Source organism: Novosphingobium sp. Sphag1I (assembly GCF_056279125.1).
On the sequence record NZ_JBWBQS010000004.1, the window covers coordinates 109,412 to 125,347 of the forward strand.

Genomic DNA, 15,936 nt, shown 5'->3' on the forward strand with positions numbered 1-15,936 from the left:
CGCCGCGCCAAGGGCAATCACCTTCGGCGCGAAAGCATTGCGGTTCGGGCCGGGTATGGAAGGACGATGATGGCAAGTGTTCTGGAAGCGGGCGCGGATCTTGGGCGCTCGACCGACAACACCCCCGAAGCGGTGGTGGTGCGTTTTGCGGGCGACTCGGGCGATGGTATGCAGCTTACGGGCGGGCAGTTTACGCTCTCGACCGCGCTGGCGGGCAATGACCTTGCCACTTTCCCCGATTTTCCGGCGGAAATCCGCGCGCCCCAAGGGACGCTGTTCGGTGTTTCGGCCTTCCAGATCAATTTCGGCAGCACCGAAATTTCCACCGCTGGCGATCAGCCCGACGTTCTGGTGGCGATGAACCCGGCCGCGCTGAAAACCAATGTGCCCAGCTTGAAGGCAGGCGGTCTGATCATCGCCGACTCGGGTGAGTTCAACAAGCGCAACCTGGAAAAGGCCAAGTATGAGAGCAACCCGCTCGAAGACGGCAGCCTGGCCAAGTGGAACCTGTTGGCTTTCGACATTTCCAAGCTGACCATGGAATCGGTGAAGCCCTTTGGCCTTGGCAACAAGGAAGCGCTGCGCTGTAAGAATATGTGGACGCTGGGTCTGGCGCTGTGGATGTTTGATCGTCCGCGTCAGCCGCTGATCGATTGGTTGAATACCAAATTTGCCAAGAACAAGGTGCTGGCCGACGCGAATATCGCGGCGTTGAATGCCGGTCACGCTTACGGCGAAACCGCCGAAATCGGTGGGCAGGTCAAGAAGCTGCACATCGAGGCCGCTCCCCAGACGCCGGGCCTTTATCGCACGATCACGGGCGCGGATGCCATCAGCCTCGGCCTGATTGCAGGGGCCCAGCTGGCCGAACTGCCGCTGTTCTTTGGCGGTTATCCTATCACGCCCGCTTCGGCGATCCTGCACAACCTTGCCAAGCTGAAAGAGTTTGGCGTCACCACTTTCCAGGCCGAAGACGAAATCGCCGCCATCGCCAGCGCGATCGGTGCGTCTTATGCCGGTTCGCTGGGCGTGACGTCCTCGTCGGGTCCGGGCATTGCTCTGAAGGGTGAGGCGATGGGCCTTGCCGTGATGACCGAATTGCCGCTGGTGATCGTCAATTCGCAGCGTGGCGGCCCTTCGACAGGTCTGCCCACCAAGACCGAACAGTCGGACCTGTATCAGGCCGTCTATGGCCGCAACGGCGACACGCCGATGCCCGTCATCGCCGCGCGTTCGCCCGCCGATGCCTTTGATGTTGCCATCGAAGCTTGCCGCCTTGCGGTGCAGTTCATGACGCCGGTCATGCTGTTGACCGATGGCTATATCGGCAATGCGGCCGAACCGTGGAAGGTGCCGGATCCGGAAACCTTCACGCCGTTCCCGGTCAAGTTCCTCGAAGAAAACAACAATCCAGAGGGCAAGGTTCTGCCCTATAAGCGTGACGAAAACGGCGTGCGTCCGTGGATCAAGCCCGGCACCCCCGGTCTGATGCACCGCATCGGCGGCATCGAAAAGGCGCCGGACACCGGCGACCTCGACTACTCGCCCGCCACGCACCAGTTGCAGACCGACGCCCGCAAGGCCAAGGTTGATGGCATCGCCAACCACATCCCGGCGCAGGAAGTGTCGCAGGGCACCCCTACGGGCAAGCTCGCCCTGGTCGGTTGGGGCAGCACCTATGGCGCGATCCATCAGGCCGTGCGCCGGGCCCGCGCCAAGGGGCTGGACGTTTCGCACATCCATGTCCGCCACGTATGGCCGATGCCCGCCAATATGGGTGAGCTGCTTAAGGGCTATGAAAAGATCATCGTGCCCGAGATGAACACCGGTCAGCTCAAGACCGTGCTGCGCGATCAGTATCTGGTCGATGCCAAGCCGCTGAACAAGGTTTCCGGCCAGCCCTTCACCATCGCGGAAATCGAAGCCGCGATCGAAGCTGCGCTTGCTTGAGGGATAGTATCATGAACGAAATGACCACGATCAAGACGACCCTCAAGGACTGGGAATCGGATCAGGAAGTTCGCTGGTGCCCCGGCTGCGGCGACTATGCGATCCTGAAGGCGGTGCAGCGCACGCTGCCCGAACTGGGCTGTGACCCGGCCAAGACGGTGTTCGTGTCGGGCATCGGTTGTTCCAGCCGTTTCCCCTATTACGTGTCCAGCTATGGTTTCCACACGATCCATGGCCGCGCGCCTGCGTTTGCAACTGGCCTCAAGCTGGCCAATCCCGAACTCGACATCTGGCTGGTGACGGGTGACGGCGACGGCATGTCGATCGGCGGCAACCACACGATGCATTTCCTGCGCCGCAACATCAACGCCCAGATCCTGTTGTTCAACAACGAGATCTACGGCCTGACCAAGGGCCAGTATTCGCCCACCAGCCGTGAAGGCACGAGCAGCCCGACCACCCCGCTGGGCAGCGTGGACCGTCCGATGCAGCCTTGCGCTTTTGCGCTGGGCGCGGGCGCGCGGTTTGTGGCGCGCGGTTTCGATACGTCGAAGAATTTGGGTGAAGTTCTCAAGGCCGCTCATGCCCATCAGGGCGCGGCTTTCGTGGAAATCTTCCAGAACTGCATCGTCTATAACAAGGACCGCTTTGCCGACTTCACCGAAAAGGCCGTGGCTGACACGCGCCAGCTTTGGCTGAAGCATGGCGAGCCGATGTTGTTCAACAAGGGCACGCAGGGCCTGCGCCTGAACACCGACCACCTGCATCTGGAAATCGTCGATGTCGTCGATGGCGACTGGCAGGCGGCGGGCGTGCTGGTGCATGACGTCAAGAACCGTTCGATCGCGCATATGCTGGTCGAACTGCCGATGGCTTTGTTCCCGGTGGCGCTGGGCGTGATCTATGACGATCCGCGTCCGACCTACGAAGGCGCTGTGCTCGGTCAGGACGCCGTTGCCCGCGAGGGCAAGGTCGCCAATCTGGCCAAGCTGTTCGCCAAGGGGCAGACCTGGAGCGTGCAGGCCGAGGATCAGGGGCCGCTTAGCGGGGTGTAAGGGGCGATTTGCCTCCGGCTGGCAAAGGGCGCCCGCCCCTTGCCCGCCGGAGGCAACTTTCCCCTTTGGCCATGTTCCATTGCCCCCATCACTTGATAGCCCCAAGCGATGACCAAACCGATTCTACTCTGGTTTCGCCGCGATCTTCGCCTTGCTGATCAGGCGGCTGTTTGGGCGGCGGCGCAATCGGGCGCGCCGGTTATTCCGGTCTATATTCTGGATGATGAAACGCCCAGGCACCGCAAACTGGGCGCGGCTTCGCGTTGGTGGCTGCATGGATCGTTGCAAAGCCTCGCCCGCGATCTGGAGGCCAAGGGCAGCCGGTTGATCCTGCGTCGAGGCGTGGCAGCCGATGTTCTGGCGCAGTTGGCGCAGGAGACCGGGGCGCAGGAAATCCACGGCCTCCATCATTACGAGCCGTGGTGGCGCAACGCGGAAAAGGTGGTCGTGCGGAAGGGTTTGGCGCTTACACTGCATGACGGCAATTTCCTGCTTCCTCCGGGCAGCGTTACAACTGGGGCCGGCACACCCTATCGGATCTATACGCCGTTCTGGCGTCAGGTTCAGTTACGAATGCCGCCCGCGGAACCCATGCCCGCGCCGGATCAAATCAACCCACCCGATCAATGGCCGGTCAGCGATGATTTGGAACAATGGGGCCTTTTGCCGACGCGCCCGGATTGGGCGCCCGGCTTCCGCGCCGAATGGACTCCGGGCGAGGCCGGTGCGCAGGAGCGTCTCGAAATCTTTTTGCCGCGCTCTGACAAATATGCCGAAAGGCGCAATATTCCCTCGCGCCCCGGCACCAGCCGATTGTCGCCCCATCTGGCCTTTGGCGAGATCAGTCCCGCGACACTTTGGCATGCCGCCCATGATCGGGGCGGATCGGTCGATGTGTTCCTGTCCGAACTGGGCTGGCGCGACTATGCGCAGAACATCATTGCCGAATTCCCTGATTATGGCGCGCGCTCGGCGAAGCCTGAATTTGACGGCATGGCGTGGCGTGACGCGCCGGATGACCTCAAGGCGTGGCAGACCGGCATGACCGGCTATCCTATTGTGGATGCCGGAATGCGCGAATTGTGGGTGACGGGATGGATGCACAACCGCGTCCGTATGATTGTCGCCAGCTTTCTTATCAAACATCTGCTGATTGACTGGCGCCTTGGCGAACAATGGTTCTGGGATACTCTGGTCGATGCGGACTACGGGCAGAATGCGGTTAATTGGCAGTGGTCGGCAGGATCGGGCGTGGATGCCAACCAATTCACGCGGATCATGGCCCCGCTGACCCAAAGTCCTAAATTCGAGGCGGGCGATTATATTCGTCGCTGGGTGCCTGAACTGGCCGAACTTGGTGAAGATGAGATTCACGATCCGACACCGATGACGCGCCGCCGCTGTGCCTATCCCATGCCGATTGTCGGCCATGTCGAAGGGCGCGAAAGGGCGCTGGCGGCCTATCGGATGATGAAGGGATGAGGGGGCTGAAGAAATAGCAGGCGCAACCGGCGAGGGTTGATGGCGAGGGGCGTGTCCATGAACGGCCGCCAGTCGCGCCTGCTGTTAGGGGCTCGGGCAGCAACGCTTTCGCACATTTAGCGTTATGCCCGGTCGCGGATAGTAATCTGCGACAAAGGGATATTCGCAAAATGCAATGAACTATCGGTTGCCGTGTTTAGTTAACAGCAACTCGATAGGGGCTTACGAAGTCTTCGCCCAGCAGTTGAATCACCTTGTCAGCCACGACGGCGGGGTCTTTGACACTCTTGGGATCTTCGCCCGGATAGGCCTTGGCACGCATGGCGGTGCGGGTCGCGCCGGGATTAACAATCGCCACTTTGACCGACGAGATATTCGCCACTTCCTGCGCGTAACAGTCGATCAGCACCTCTTGCGCGGCCTTGGTGGCGGCATAGGCGCCCCAATAGGCGCGGGGGCGATTCGCGACGCTGGTGGTCATGGCGATCACGCGGCCTGCTTCGCTTTTGCGCAGCAGGCGGTCGAAAGAGGTCAAAAGAGCCTGCGTCGCCAGCAGATGCGTCGAGACAGCCTTGCCCAGCGCTTTTTGGTCAATATCGACCACCGGCATCAACGTGGGCAAGATCCCTGCGTTGATGACCAGCACGTCCAGCTTGCCCCAACGTCCGGCGACCGCATCGGCCAAACGGGCAATCGCGTCGCTTTCCAGCAAGTCCATGGGCGCAATGGTGGCCGTGCCGCCTGCTTCATGGATCGTCTGCTCGACGCCTTCCAGCGCCTTGGCATCGCGGCCCGTGATCAGGACATGCGCGCCCGCCTTGGCCAGAGCCAAAGCGGTTGCAGCGCCGATGCCACGGCTTGCGCCGGTGACCAATGCGATCTTGCCGGAAAGGTCCATGCGATTACGCCTCGGTTTCACCCGCCACCGCGTCCGCGTCATAGTCGGTCAGACGGGTGGGATATTCGCCGGTAAAGCAAGCGTCGCAGAATTGCGGGCACTTGGGGTTGCGGTCCTGTTGGCCCACGGCGCGATAGAGGCCGTCGATCGACACAAAGGCAAGGCTGTCGGCCTGAATGTAATCGGCCATCGCCTCCAGATCCATCCGCGCGGCCAGAAGCTTGCTGCGTTCCGGCGTATCGACGCCGTAGAAGCACGAGTGGTCGGTGGGCGGACTGGCGATGCGCATATGCACTTCGGAGGCGCCGGCATCGCGCATCATCTGCACGATTTTCAGCGAGGTGGTGCCGCGCACAATCGAATCGTCGATCAGCACGATACGCTTGCCCGCGACCAAAGCGCGGTTGGCGTTATGCTTGCGCTTCACCTCGGCATGGCGCTTGCTGTCGCCCGGCTGGATGAAGGTGCGGCCGACATAGTGGCTGCGGATAATGCCCAGTTCAAAGGGAATGCCGCTTTCCGCCGCATAGCCGATGGCCGCAGGCACGCCGGAGTCGGGAACCGGTACGACCAGATCGGCGTCCGCCGGGGCTTCCTTGGCCAGCTCGACCCCGATCTGGCGGCGCGACTGATAGACCGATTGCCCGCCAAGGATCGAATCGGGGCGGCTGAAATAGACCTGTTCAAAGATGCAGGGGCGCGGGGCCAGATCGCCAAACGGGCGGTGGCTGGAAATCACGCCATTGTGGTCAACCACCAGCAATTCGCCCGGTTCGACTTCGCGTTCGAAATCGGCGCCCACCACGTCGAGGGCCACCGTTTCCGAGGCAAAGACCACCGAGCTGCCGATGCGGCCCATGACCAGCGGGCGAATGCCCAGCGGGTCGCGGCAAGCGATCATGCCCGCCGGCGTCATGCAGATCAGCGCATAGGCGCCTTCGATCAGGCGCAGCGCATCAATGAAACGGTCCAGCAGCGTGGGATAGCGGCTGGTCGCGACAAGGTGGATGATCGTTTCGGTGTCGCTGGTCGACTGAAAGATCGAACCCTTGTTCACCAGATCACGCTTGAGCGTCATGGCATTGGAAATATTGCCATTATGCGCAATCGAGAACCCGCCGTCGGCCAGATCGGCAAACAAAGGCTGGATGTTGCGCAGGCCCGAACCACCCGTGGTGGAATAACGCACATGGCCCGAAGCCATCATGCCGGGCAGGTCAACAAAGATGTCCTGATTATTGAACACATGGGCGACATGGCCAATGCCACGGTGCGAAAAGAATTCTGCGCCGTCAAAGCTGGTGATGCCGACGGCTTCCTGGCCGCGATGTTGCAGCGCGTGGAGGCCAAGGGCCACCATCGAGGAGGCCGAACGGGCACCAATGACGCCAAAGATGCCGCATTCTTCATGCAGCGTGTCGCCATCATCCCCAATATCCCATGGGGTTTCATCGCGAAAAGCTTCGGTTTGGGCGGCGTTGTTGCGGATGCTGGTCATGCGGGTGGATGCGACTCTTCGATGACAAGAGCGCCGAAAGGCGGCGCGGGCGCGCGCATTTGGCGCTTGTTGCTTCCGAAAGCAAGCGCCGGGTTTATGTCAAACGCGATAGCTGTTGTTTATGCCGCGATGGACAGGCGGTCGCGCCCTGCGCCCTTGGCGGCATAGAGCGCCTGATCGGCCTCGGCCATCGCGCCATCGGCACAATGGCCAAGGCGGGCCAGGCCAATGCTGGTGGTGACATGGATTTCCTGACCATCATAAACTGTCACCGCCTGCGCCAATGCCTTGCCAAGGCGCGCGCAGATCCGCTCGCCCGCCTCGATGGGGGCGTCGGGCAGGAGAAGGGCAAATTCCTCGCCCCCGATACGGGCCAGCATGTCGGTGCCGCGCAGCCCCTGACGCGCAACATTGGCAAAGGTGCGCAGCACAGCATCGCCTGCCGCGTGGCCGTAACGGTCATTGACCTGTTTGAAATGGTCCAGATCGATCAATGCCACGCAGCCACTTTGGCCGCGCGCGATACAGCCGTTGATCGTATCCAAAAACAGGCGTCGATTGGGCAGACCCGTCAACTCATCCGTCATGGCCGCATGGGCAAGGGCGTTTTCATAAGCCTTGCGCTCGGAAATATCACGTACGACGCTGACCACGCTTTCGACATGGCCGTTGTCATCCAGCACGGCGCGCATATGCGCCTCATACCAGCGTGGCGCATTGTTCGACGACAGGCCAAAGAATTCAACATTGACCGAATTGCCCTTGGCATCCAGCGCGCGCTGATAGGCGGCAATGACCGTACGGCGATAGCGCGGCGCCACCAATTTGAGCGCCGGGCTGTTGAGCAGGAATTTGGGATTGCGGCGGGTGGGCTTTTGGATCGATGTCGAAGCAAAGCGGATATTGCCCAGCACATCGGTCGAAACGATAATGTCGGTCGAATTTTCCGCCAGCAGGCGATAGCGCGTCTCGCTCTCGCGCAATCGCGTCAGGATATGGCGCATATGCTGGATCGCGCTGGTCACCGGAATGATCGCCAGTGCGGTGGTGGCCAGATAGACCTGATAGAATTGCAATTGCCGCCCAACACCCTGGCCCGTCATGGTGAGCGGGCTTTGACCGCTGCGCACAAACCACAGGCCCACCACGGCCAGAATGACATACATCAACGAGAGCGTGGCCAGATCGACAAAAACCGTCGCCACCACCAGAAGCAGCAAAGGCACGAACAGCATGGGGATCAGCGTCTGAACAAAGCACAGCGTTGCGACCACCGCCATGGCGATGGGAAAGCCCAGCGCAATGGTCCAGCGCGGCCGGTCAAACAGGAACAGTTTACGCCGCCGCTGGGAATGCACCATAACCGTAAAGCATGGCAGGAAGATCATCAGCCCAAGGCAATGGCTGAAATACCAATTGCGGAAATTATGCAAAAATTCGCCATGACCCGCCATCGAAAGGCCGAATACGCTGATGCTGGCGCCGATAAGCGGGGTGCAGACGGATACGCCAAAGAGCAGCCTCATCAACCAGTTGAGCGAGCCGACCGGTTCGCCCTTGGGCAACAGGCTGCGCATCAGCAAGGCGGCCGCAATCGCTTCGGACATATGCGCCAGCGCGATCACCGGCGCCGCAACCCAGCCCACGCCAAACAGACCCGTGACCAGAACCGATGCCAATGCGCAGGCCGCGATCCGCGACCACCAGAACCGGATGGCGACTGTGCTTAACGATGCAATCAGCACCGCGCCCGCAGGCCAGAGGAAGCTGTTGCCGTGGTCGATCTGGGCAAAACTGGTGCCCAATTGTGCGCAAAGGAAATAGACCAGCCCCAAAATGGCAAAACCGAATGGCGCTCGGTCATGGATAGGCTGGCTGCGTGGTCTCATGGGCGGTGAATGTACGGATATAAGGGTTAATATGCCGTTTAGGCTGAGGGCAAAATGGACGCGCAACCGTTTGGCTTTTTATGCGTTTTGAATGCCGCGGGGGATTGCAAGTTGCGCCATTGGCAAGGCGCGCCTAAATCCTGTGACCAATGCCCATTCGGGTATCACCAGACAGGCGAAAATTTCTGTGATTCTCAATCGTTTCGAATGGACTGTGGCCAAACGCTACCTGCTTCCGGGCCGCGGTGAAGCCTTTATCGCCCTTGTTGCCGGAATCAGCCTTGTGGCCGTCGCGCTGGGCGTGGCGGCGCTGGTGGTGGTGATGAGCGTGATGAATGGGTTTCGTGCGGAATTGCTGGATAAAATTGTCGGGCTGAATGGCCATGCGATCATTCAGGCCTATGGCGGACGACTCGACAACTGGGAGCAGGTGTTGAAGGACGTTCGCGCCACCCCCGGCGTGGTCAAGGCCAGCCCGCTGATCGAACAGCCCTTGCTGACCACGTTTAACGGGCGGGTCGAAGCTATTCTGGTTCGCGGCCAAACCGCGCAGGATATTGCCGCGATGCAGCCCAAGGTCATTTCCGGATCGATGGCCTCGGTGGCGCCCGATGCGGGCACGGTGGGGATCGGCGCGCGGCTGGCCGAAAGCCTTGGCGCGCGGGTGGGGGACAGCATTACCGTCATCAATCCCACCGGGCGGGACACGCCCTTTGGTACGGTCCCGCGTCAGGTTTCCTATCAGGTCGGCGCGATCTTTGAGGTGGGCATTTATGATTATGACAATGCCTTTGTCATCATGCCGATCCCGGACGCGCAGAGGCTGCTGCTGACCGGCGATTCCATCGGTATGATCGAGGTCAAGACCGACAATGCCGACAAGGCCGCCGAGATGCTGGCGCCTCTGGGCAAGAAGCTGGCGGGGCAGGCGACGATCACCGATTGGAAAACGATCAACGCCCAATTGTTCGATGCTTTGGCGGTGGACCGGGTGGTGACTTTTGTGGTGCTGTCGCTGATCGTGCTGGTGGCCTCGTTCAACATCTTGTCCAGCCTCATCATGCTGGTCCGGGCCAAAACGCGCGACATTGCGATCATGCGCACGATGGGCGCTTCGCGGCGCTCGATCATGAAGATTTTTCTGACCATTGGCGCGGTGATCGGTTCGCTGGGGACGGGTGCGGGGCTGGTGCTGGGCTTTGTCTTCCTGTTCTATCGCCAGAATGTGCTGAATTTCGTGCAATTGGTGACGGGCCAGCAATTGTGGGACCCCAAGATCCGCTTCCTGACCGAATTGCCCAGCCGGTCCGATCCGGTCGAGGTGATCGGGATCGTGGCCATGGCCTTGGGCCTGTCCTTTGTTTTCACGCTGTTCCCTGCCTTCAAGGCGGCGAGTACGGACCCTGTGCAGGTGCTGCGTTATGAGTGAAGTGTTGAAACTGACCGGCCTGACGCGCGCCTTTGAACAGGGCGGGGTCCGGATCGAGGTCTTGAAGGGCATCGACCTTTCGATCATGCCGGGCGAAATCGTCGCGTTGCTGGGTCCATCGGGTTCGGGCAAATCGACGATGCTGCAAGCGGTTGGATTGCTGGAGGGCGGATTTGGCGGGCGGATCGAGGTAGCCGGTCACGACGCCAGTGCGATGAACGCCGATCAGCGCACCGACCTTCGCCGCACGTCCATCGGCTTTGTGTATCAGTTCCACCATCTGTTGCCCGATTTCACGGCGATGGAAAATGTCGTCCTGCCGCAACTGGTTTCCGGCCATGATCAGGCGCAGGCCGAGGCGCGCGCGCGCGAATTGCTCAGCGCGCTGGGCCTGTCGTCGCGCATCACGCATCGCCCCAACCAATTGTCGGGCGGTGAACAGCAACGCGTCGCTGTCGCCCGCGCGCTGGCCAATCGGCCGCGACTGGTGCTGGCGGACGAACCCACCGGCAATCTGGACGAGGCGACGGCCGACAAGGTGTTCGACGAATTTCTGCGCCTTGTGCGCGAAAGCGGTGCGGCGGCCCTGATCGCGACGCATAATGAACGGCTGGCGCTGCGTATGGACCGGGTGCTTCGTTTGCACGAAGGCCGGTTGCATTTTGATCACGCCGCCGCTTGAAGGTTAACGGCACAGGCCCCACATCGGATATGAAGGGGCCCAATAAAGGAGATGATCCATGACCAAGCAGATCGACTGGCAGGAAACCGTGGCGCTGCATCTGGCCAATGACGGCGGCGGGCTGCTGGACGAATTGAAGACGCTGCGTCGTGGCACTCTGGCGGATCTGGTCCGCTATATCGCGCTGCTCGAACCGGCAGAGCGCGAGCGTTACGAGATCGAGATCGTGGGCGACCACCGGTTGAAGGCAGAAGAAATTATGGCGCTTTATACCCGTGATGATTTTCCCCATGCGGTTTAATCCATGACCCATTGGCCAAAGCAGCCAGTGTTGAGCGGGCGCCACGTTACGTTGCGCCCGCTTTTGCGTTCCGATGCCGACGCGCTCCTGCTGGCGCTTAATGCTGGTTTTGAGCGGACCTTTGCCGGTGGATTGCCGACGCCCGGCACCATTGCTGCGTGGCTGGACAAGGCGGAGGAAGAAGCCGCCATTGGCCGCGCTCAGGTCTTTGCCGTGCTGGATGCCGATGGTGTGGTGTCGGGCACGACACGCTATATGCGGATGAATGCGCCCGCACGCCGGGTGGAGATTGGCACGACGCTCTATGCGCCCCGCGTGCGCCGGACCGGATTGAATACCGAGGCCAAGAAGCTGCTCTTGGGCCATGCGTTCGACGTTATGGGCGTGCATTGCGTCCAGATCCGTACCGATGCCCTGAACCAACGCAGTCGGCGGGCGATTGAACGGCTTGGCGCGAAACAGGATGGCATCCTGCGCGGGCATAATGTCATGTATGACCCCGATTATGGCGAGCGTCGCCGCGATACGGTGGTCTATTCGATCCTTGATATTGAATGGCCCGGCATCCGCCGCCACCTTGACGCGTTGTTAGATCGATAGGAGCCGTCATGCCCCAGACGATTGCCGATTTCACCGCGCATTTGCCCAATGGCGAAACCATCAGCCTTGCCGACCGGCTGGGCAAGGTCGTGCTGGTGGTCAATACCGCCAGCAAATGCGGTTTCACCCCGCAATATGACGGACTGGAAAAGCTGTGGCGTGATTATGGCGACCGCGGGTTCGAAGTCATCGCTTTCCCGTGCAACCAGTTTGGCCAACAGGAACCGGGCAGCGCCGAAGAAATCGGTGAATTTTGCCGCGTCAATTTCGGCCTGTCCTTTCCCTTGATGGCCAAGGTCGAGGTCAATGGGCCGGATGCCGACCCCCTTTGGCAATGGTTAAAGGACAGCGCGCCGGGGATTTTCGGCACGAAAAAGATCAAGTGGAATTTCACCAAATTCCTGATCGGGCGCGATGGCCGGGTGGTCAAACGCTTTGCCCCCTCCGCCAAGCCGGAGGATATTGCCAGCGAGGTTGAAAAGCTGCTGTAGAAATATCCACAGTTTTGGCCACAGGCTTGTCCATAAGTCATCCACAGGGGGATTGGCGCGCCGATTGATGCCATGGCCCCTTGCGGCCTAGAGTCTTTATCATGGCATATTCCCCCTTCGTCCCCCTGCACAATTATTCCAGCTTCACCATGCTGGACGGCGCCATTGACCCAAAGGCCATGGCCAAGCTGGCGAAGAAGCACGGTTTTCCCGCAATTGCGGTGACGGACCGCAACGGGCTTTATTGCGCGCCCGCCTTTGCCGGGGCGGCCAAGGATATGGGCGTGCAACCTATCATCGGCACGCTTTTGTCCATCGCACGGCCCAGCGGCGATGGCAGCGGCGTTTTGCCCACGGCGCCCCAGATCGACGCGGTGGTCTTGCTGGCCCAGAATGAGGCCGGGTGGAACAATCTGTGCCATCTGGTGTCCAAGGCACATCTGGAACGGCCGCTGGAATTTGACCCCCATGTGCGGCTGTCTGATCTGGATGGCCACACGGACGGGTTGCTATGTCTGACTGGCGCGGGTGAGGGTGCGCTGGCCCGCATGTTTGCCGAGGGGCAGAATGAAGCCGCGCTGCGCTATGCCGATGCCTTGCAGGCGGTCTTCCCGAACCGCCTCTATATCGAAATCGCCCGTACCGGCGATCCGGCCGAGGAAGGCAGCGAAGAGGCGCTGATCGATCTGGCCTATGCCCGCGACATCCCGCTGGTGGCGACCAACCCCGCCCACTTTGCCGATGCCAAGGACAGCGCGGCCCATGACGCCATGCTCTGCATCGCCGGGTCCACCCATGTCGATGCGCCCGAACGCAAACGCTCCAACCCCCAGCAATGGGTGCGCAGCGCCGAGTTGATGGGGCAATTGTTTGCTGATCTGCCCGAAGCTTTGGCCAATACGCTGGTGATCGCCCAGCGCTGCGCCTTTGAACCGCCCAAGCGCAAGCCGCTGCTGCCGTCTCTGGCGGGCGACAAGGAGGGCGAAGCGCGGATGATGGTCGATCACGCCCGCGCGGGTCTGGCCAAGCGTCTGGCGCCCTATTGGCCGGGTGTGGATGAGGCGACGCTGGACAAGGCTTTGGCCGCGCCCGATGAATCGTGGCCTGCGCTGCAAGCGCTCGGAGTGGATGACAGCTTCCTCGAATATGCCAAACGCCTCGATTTCGAGACGGGCATCATCAACCGCATGGGTTTTGCCGGTTACTTCCTGATCGTGGCCGACTTTATCCAATGGGCCAAACAGAATGACATTCCCGTAGGGCCGGGGCGCGGTTCGGGTGCGGGCTCGCTGGTGGCTTGGGCGCTGACGATTACCGACCTTGATCCTTTGCGTCTGGGCCTGCTGTTTGAACGTTTCCTCAACCCGGAACGTGTGTCGATGCCCGACTTCGACATCGACTTTTGCGAAACCCGGCGCGGCGAGGTGATCCGCTATGTTCAGCGAAAATATGGCGCGGACCATGTGGCGCAGATCATCACCTTTGGTAAGCTCAAAGCGCGCGCCGTGCTGCGCGATACGGGCCGTATTTTGCAAATGTCCTATGGTCAGGTCGACCGCCTGACCAAGATGGTTCCCAACCATCCGACCGATCCGTGGTCGCTGGAGCGCGCGTTGAACGGTGTGCAGGAATTGCACCGCGAATATACCAATGACCCAGAGGTCAAGCGCCTGATCGATCTGGCGATGCAGTTGGAGGGTATGCCGCGCAACAGTTCGACCCACGCGGCGGGCGTGGTGATCGGTGATCGTCCGCTCGAACAACTGGTGCCGCTTTACCGCGATCCGCGCTCGGACATGCCGGTGACGCAGTTCGACATGAAATATGTCGAGAATACGGGCCTGATCAAATTCGACTTTCTGGGCCTCAAAACGCTCTCGATCCTGCGTAAGGCGGTGGACCTTTTGGGGCGTCGGGGGATTTCGATTGACCTGTCCACCCTGCCTTGGGATGACAGCGACGTTTACGACCTGTTGAAACGCGGCGACACGGTGGGCGTGTTCCAGCTGGAATCCGAAGGCATGCGACGCACGCTGGCCGCGGTGAAGCCGACCAATTTCGGTGACATTATCGCGCTCGTGTCGCTCTATCGTCCCGGCCCGATGGACAACATCCCCCTGTTTGGCCAGCGTAAGAACGGTCTGGCCCCCATCGAATTTCCACATGAAAAACTGTCGGGCATTCTGGCCGAAACCTACGGGATTTTCGTTTATCAGGAACAGGTGATGCAGGCCGCGCAGATCCTTGCGGGCTATTCGCTGGGCGATGCTGACCTTTTGCGCCGCGCGATGGGTAAAAAGGTACAGGCGGAGATGGACGCCCAGCGCCTGCGCTTTGTCATCGGCTGCCGCGAAGTGTCCGACATCGACAAGGACAAGGCCAACGAACTGTTCGACATTATCGACAAGTTCGCAGGCTATGGCTTCAACAAATCCCACGCCGCCGCCTATGCCTTGCTCGCCTATCAGACGGCGTGGTTCAAGGCGCATTACCCCCACGAATTTTACGCCGCCGCCATGTGTTTCGACATGCATCAGTCGGAAAAGCTGGCGGTTTTCGTCGATGACATGCGGCGCAACGGGATTGCGGTGGCCGGGCCTTGCCTTAACCATTCCGAGGCAGAATTCATGGTCGAACAGACCGCCGACGGCCACCAGGTCCGCTATGCCTTGGCGGGCATCCGCAACGTAGGCGAAAAGGCGATGGAAGTCGTCGTGGCCGAGCGGCAGGCCAATGGTCCGTTCAAGGATCTGGCCGATCTGTTCACCCGCGTGCCTTATGGCTCGCTCAATCGCCGCATGCTCGAAGGTCTGGCGGCCAGCGGGGCGTTTGACGCGCTCGAACCCAACCGGGCCAAGGTGCTGGCCAATGCCGATATGCTGCTGGCCGTGGCCGAAGAGGCCGAGCGCACCCGCACCAGCGGCCAGCACGGATTGTTCGGCGGCGATGATGCGGGGGCGGGCAATATCCGCCTGATCGACGTCCCGGCATGGAGCCGCGCCGACCAGATGGCCAAGGAGCGCGAGAATTTCGGTTTCTATTTCGCCGCCCACCCGGTCGAGCAATGGCGCGCCGTGGCCAGCGCCAATGGCGCGCGCAGCCATTCCAGCCTGCTTGCCAGCGGGGTTTCGGGGCGCACCACCGCCGTGATGGCCGCGATGGTCGAAGGCGTCCAGAAGCGCAAAACCAAACGCGGCAAGGATTTCGTCATGGCCGATTTTTCGGACCAGTCGGGCAATTTTTCGGCCTCGTGCTTTGAGGAAACGCTGGTGGACAGTTTTGTCCAATGGTCGAAGGAGGGTGCCTGTATCCTCCTCACCGTTGAACTGGACAGCCCAAGCCCGGAGGAACCGCCGCGTGTGACGGTGCGCGGGGCGCAGGCCCTGTCCGAGGTCAAGGCGGCGGCGAAGATGACGTTGAGCCTGGAGGTCTCGCGCCCCGAAGTCTTTGGCGAATTGGCGACGATTCTGCCGCGTGGCGGGTTGGGTACGGTTGAGGTCATGTTGAAAACCGGTGCGGCGCAGGAACCGCGCCTGCGTCTGGGCCGCGATTTCCTGCTGGATGGCGAATTGACCGACCTGATTGCCGGGATGGAGGGCGTGGCCAACGTATCGCTCAAACCCACGCGGGCGGGCGGGCATTTGCGGTTGGTCGCCTAAAA

General features: G+C 61.0%; 12 protein-coding genes. 9 read left to right on the plus strand and 3 right to left on the minus strand.

Translation table 11 applies throughout. The features are described from left to right. Positions 1-69: 69 nt before the first annotated feature. The 3 genes from ACZ9HU_RS05655 to ACZ9HU_RS05665 all read left to right on the plus strand — a co-directional run bounded on the left by ACZ9HU_RS05655 (position 70) and on the right by ACZ9HU_RS05665 (position 4,487). A complete protein-coding gene (locus tag ACZ9HU_RS05655) occupies positions 70-1,950 on the plus strand; it encodes a 2-oxoacid:acceptor oxidoreductase subunit alpha (protein WP_476103678.1) in 1,881 nt (626 codons plus the stop codon). Between the two features lie 11 nt (positions 1,951-1,961). Continuing rightward, positions 1,962-3,005, plus strand: coding sequence for a 2-oxoacid:ferredoxin oxidoreductase subunit beta (locus tag ACZ9HU_RS05660; RefSeq protein ID WP_476103291.1), 1,044 nt, complete (start codon positions 1,962-1,964; stop codon positions 3,003-3,005). Between the two features lie 108 nt (positions 3,006-3,113). Then, positions 3,114-4,487, plus strand: coding sequence for a cryptochrome/photolyase family protein (locus ACZ9HU_RS05665; protein WP_476103293.1), 1,374 nt, complete (start codon positions 3,114-3,116; stop codon positions 4,485-4,487). Positions 4,488-4,683: 196 nt separating this feature from the next. Here ACZ9HU_RS05665 and ACZ9HU_RS05670 read toward each other — a convergent pair whose 3' ends face one another. The 3 genes from ACZ9HU_RS05670 to ACZ9HU_RS05680 form a co-directional block, all read right to left on the minus strand. Continuing rightward, the gene (locus tag ACZ9HU_RS05670) at positions 4,684-5,385 is read right to left on the minus strand and encodes an SDR family NAD(P)-dependent oxidoreductase (protein ID WP_476103295.1); all 702 of its coding nucleotides are present in this window, start codon (positions 5,383-5,385) and stop codon (positions 4,684-4,686) included. Positions 5,386-5,389: 4 nt separating this feature from the next. Then, on the minus strand, positions 5,390-6,883 hold the full coding sequence (gene purF / locus ACZ9HU_RS05675; RefSeq protein ID WP_476103297.1) for an amidophosphoribosyltransferase: 1,494 nt from the start codon (positions 6,881-6,883) through the stop codon (positions 5,390-5,392). A gap of 119 nt (positions 6,884-7,002) precedes the next feature. Continuing rightward, complete coding sequence (locus tag ACZ9HU_RS05680) at positions 7,003-8,772, minus strand: sensor domain-containing diguanylate cyclase (RefSeq protein WP_476103300.1); 1,770 nt, start codon at positions 8,770-8,772, stop codon at positions 7,003-7,005. 187 nt (positions 8,773-8,959) lie between these two features. Between ACZ9HU_RS05680 and ACZ9HU_RS05685 the strand changes: the two genes are divergently transcribed. The 6 genes from ACZ9HU_RS05685 (at position 8,960) to dnaE (ending at position 15,934) form a co-directional block, all read left to right on the plus strand. Further along, a complete protein-coding gene (locus tag ACZ9HU_RS05685; protein ID WP_476103681.1) occupies positions 8,960-10,201 on the plus strand; it encodes a lipoprotein-releasing ABC transporter permease subunit in 1,242 nt (413 codons plus the stop codon). Next, a complete protein-coding gene (locus tag ACZ9HU_RS05690) occupies positions 10,194-10,883 on the plus strand; it encodes an ABC transporter ATP-binding protein (protein ID WP_476103303.1) in 690 nt (229 codons plus the stop codon). The genes ACZ9HU_RS05685 and ACZ9HU_RS05690 overlap by 8 nt, the downstream gene beginning before the upstream one ends. 58 nt (positions 10,884-10,941) lie before the next feature. Beyond that, positions 10,942-11,184, plus strand: a complete 243-nt coding sequence (locus ACZ9HU_RS05695) for a hypothetical protein (protein WP_476103305.1) — start codon at positions 10,942-10,944, stop codon at positions 11,182-11,184. A gap of 3 nt (positions 11,185-11,187) precedes the next feature. Continuing rightward, entirely contained in the window at positions 11,188-11,784 is a 597-nt protein-coding gene (locus ACZ9HU_RS05700) for a GNAT family N-acetyltransferase (protein WP_476103307.1), read from the plus strand. Positions 11,785-11,792: 8 nt separating this feature from the next. Beyond that, a complete protein-coding gene (locus ACZ9HU_RS05705) occupies positions 11,793-12,275 on the plus strand; it encodes a glutathione peroxidase (RefSeq protein ID WP_476103309.1) in 483 nt (160 codons plus the stop codon). Between the two features lie 101 nt (positions 12,276-12,376). Next, complete coding sequence (gene dnaE / locus ACZ9HU_RS05710) at positions 12,377-15,934, plus strand: DNA polymerase III subunit alpha (RefSeq protein WP_476103311.1); 3,558 nt, start codon at positions 12,377-12,379, stop codon at positions 15,932-15,934. Positions 15,935-15,936 lie beyond the last annotated feature (2 nt).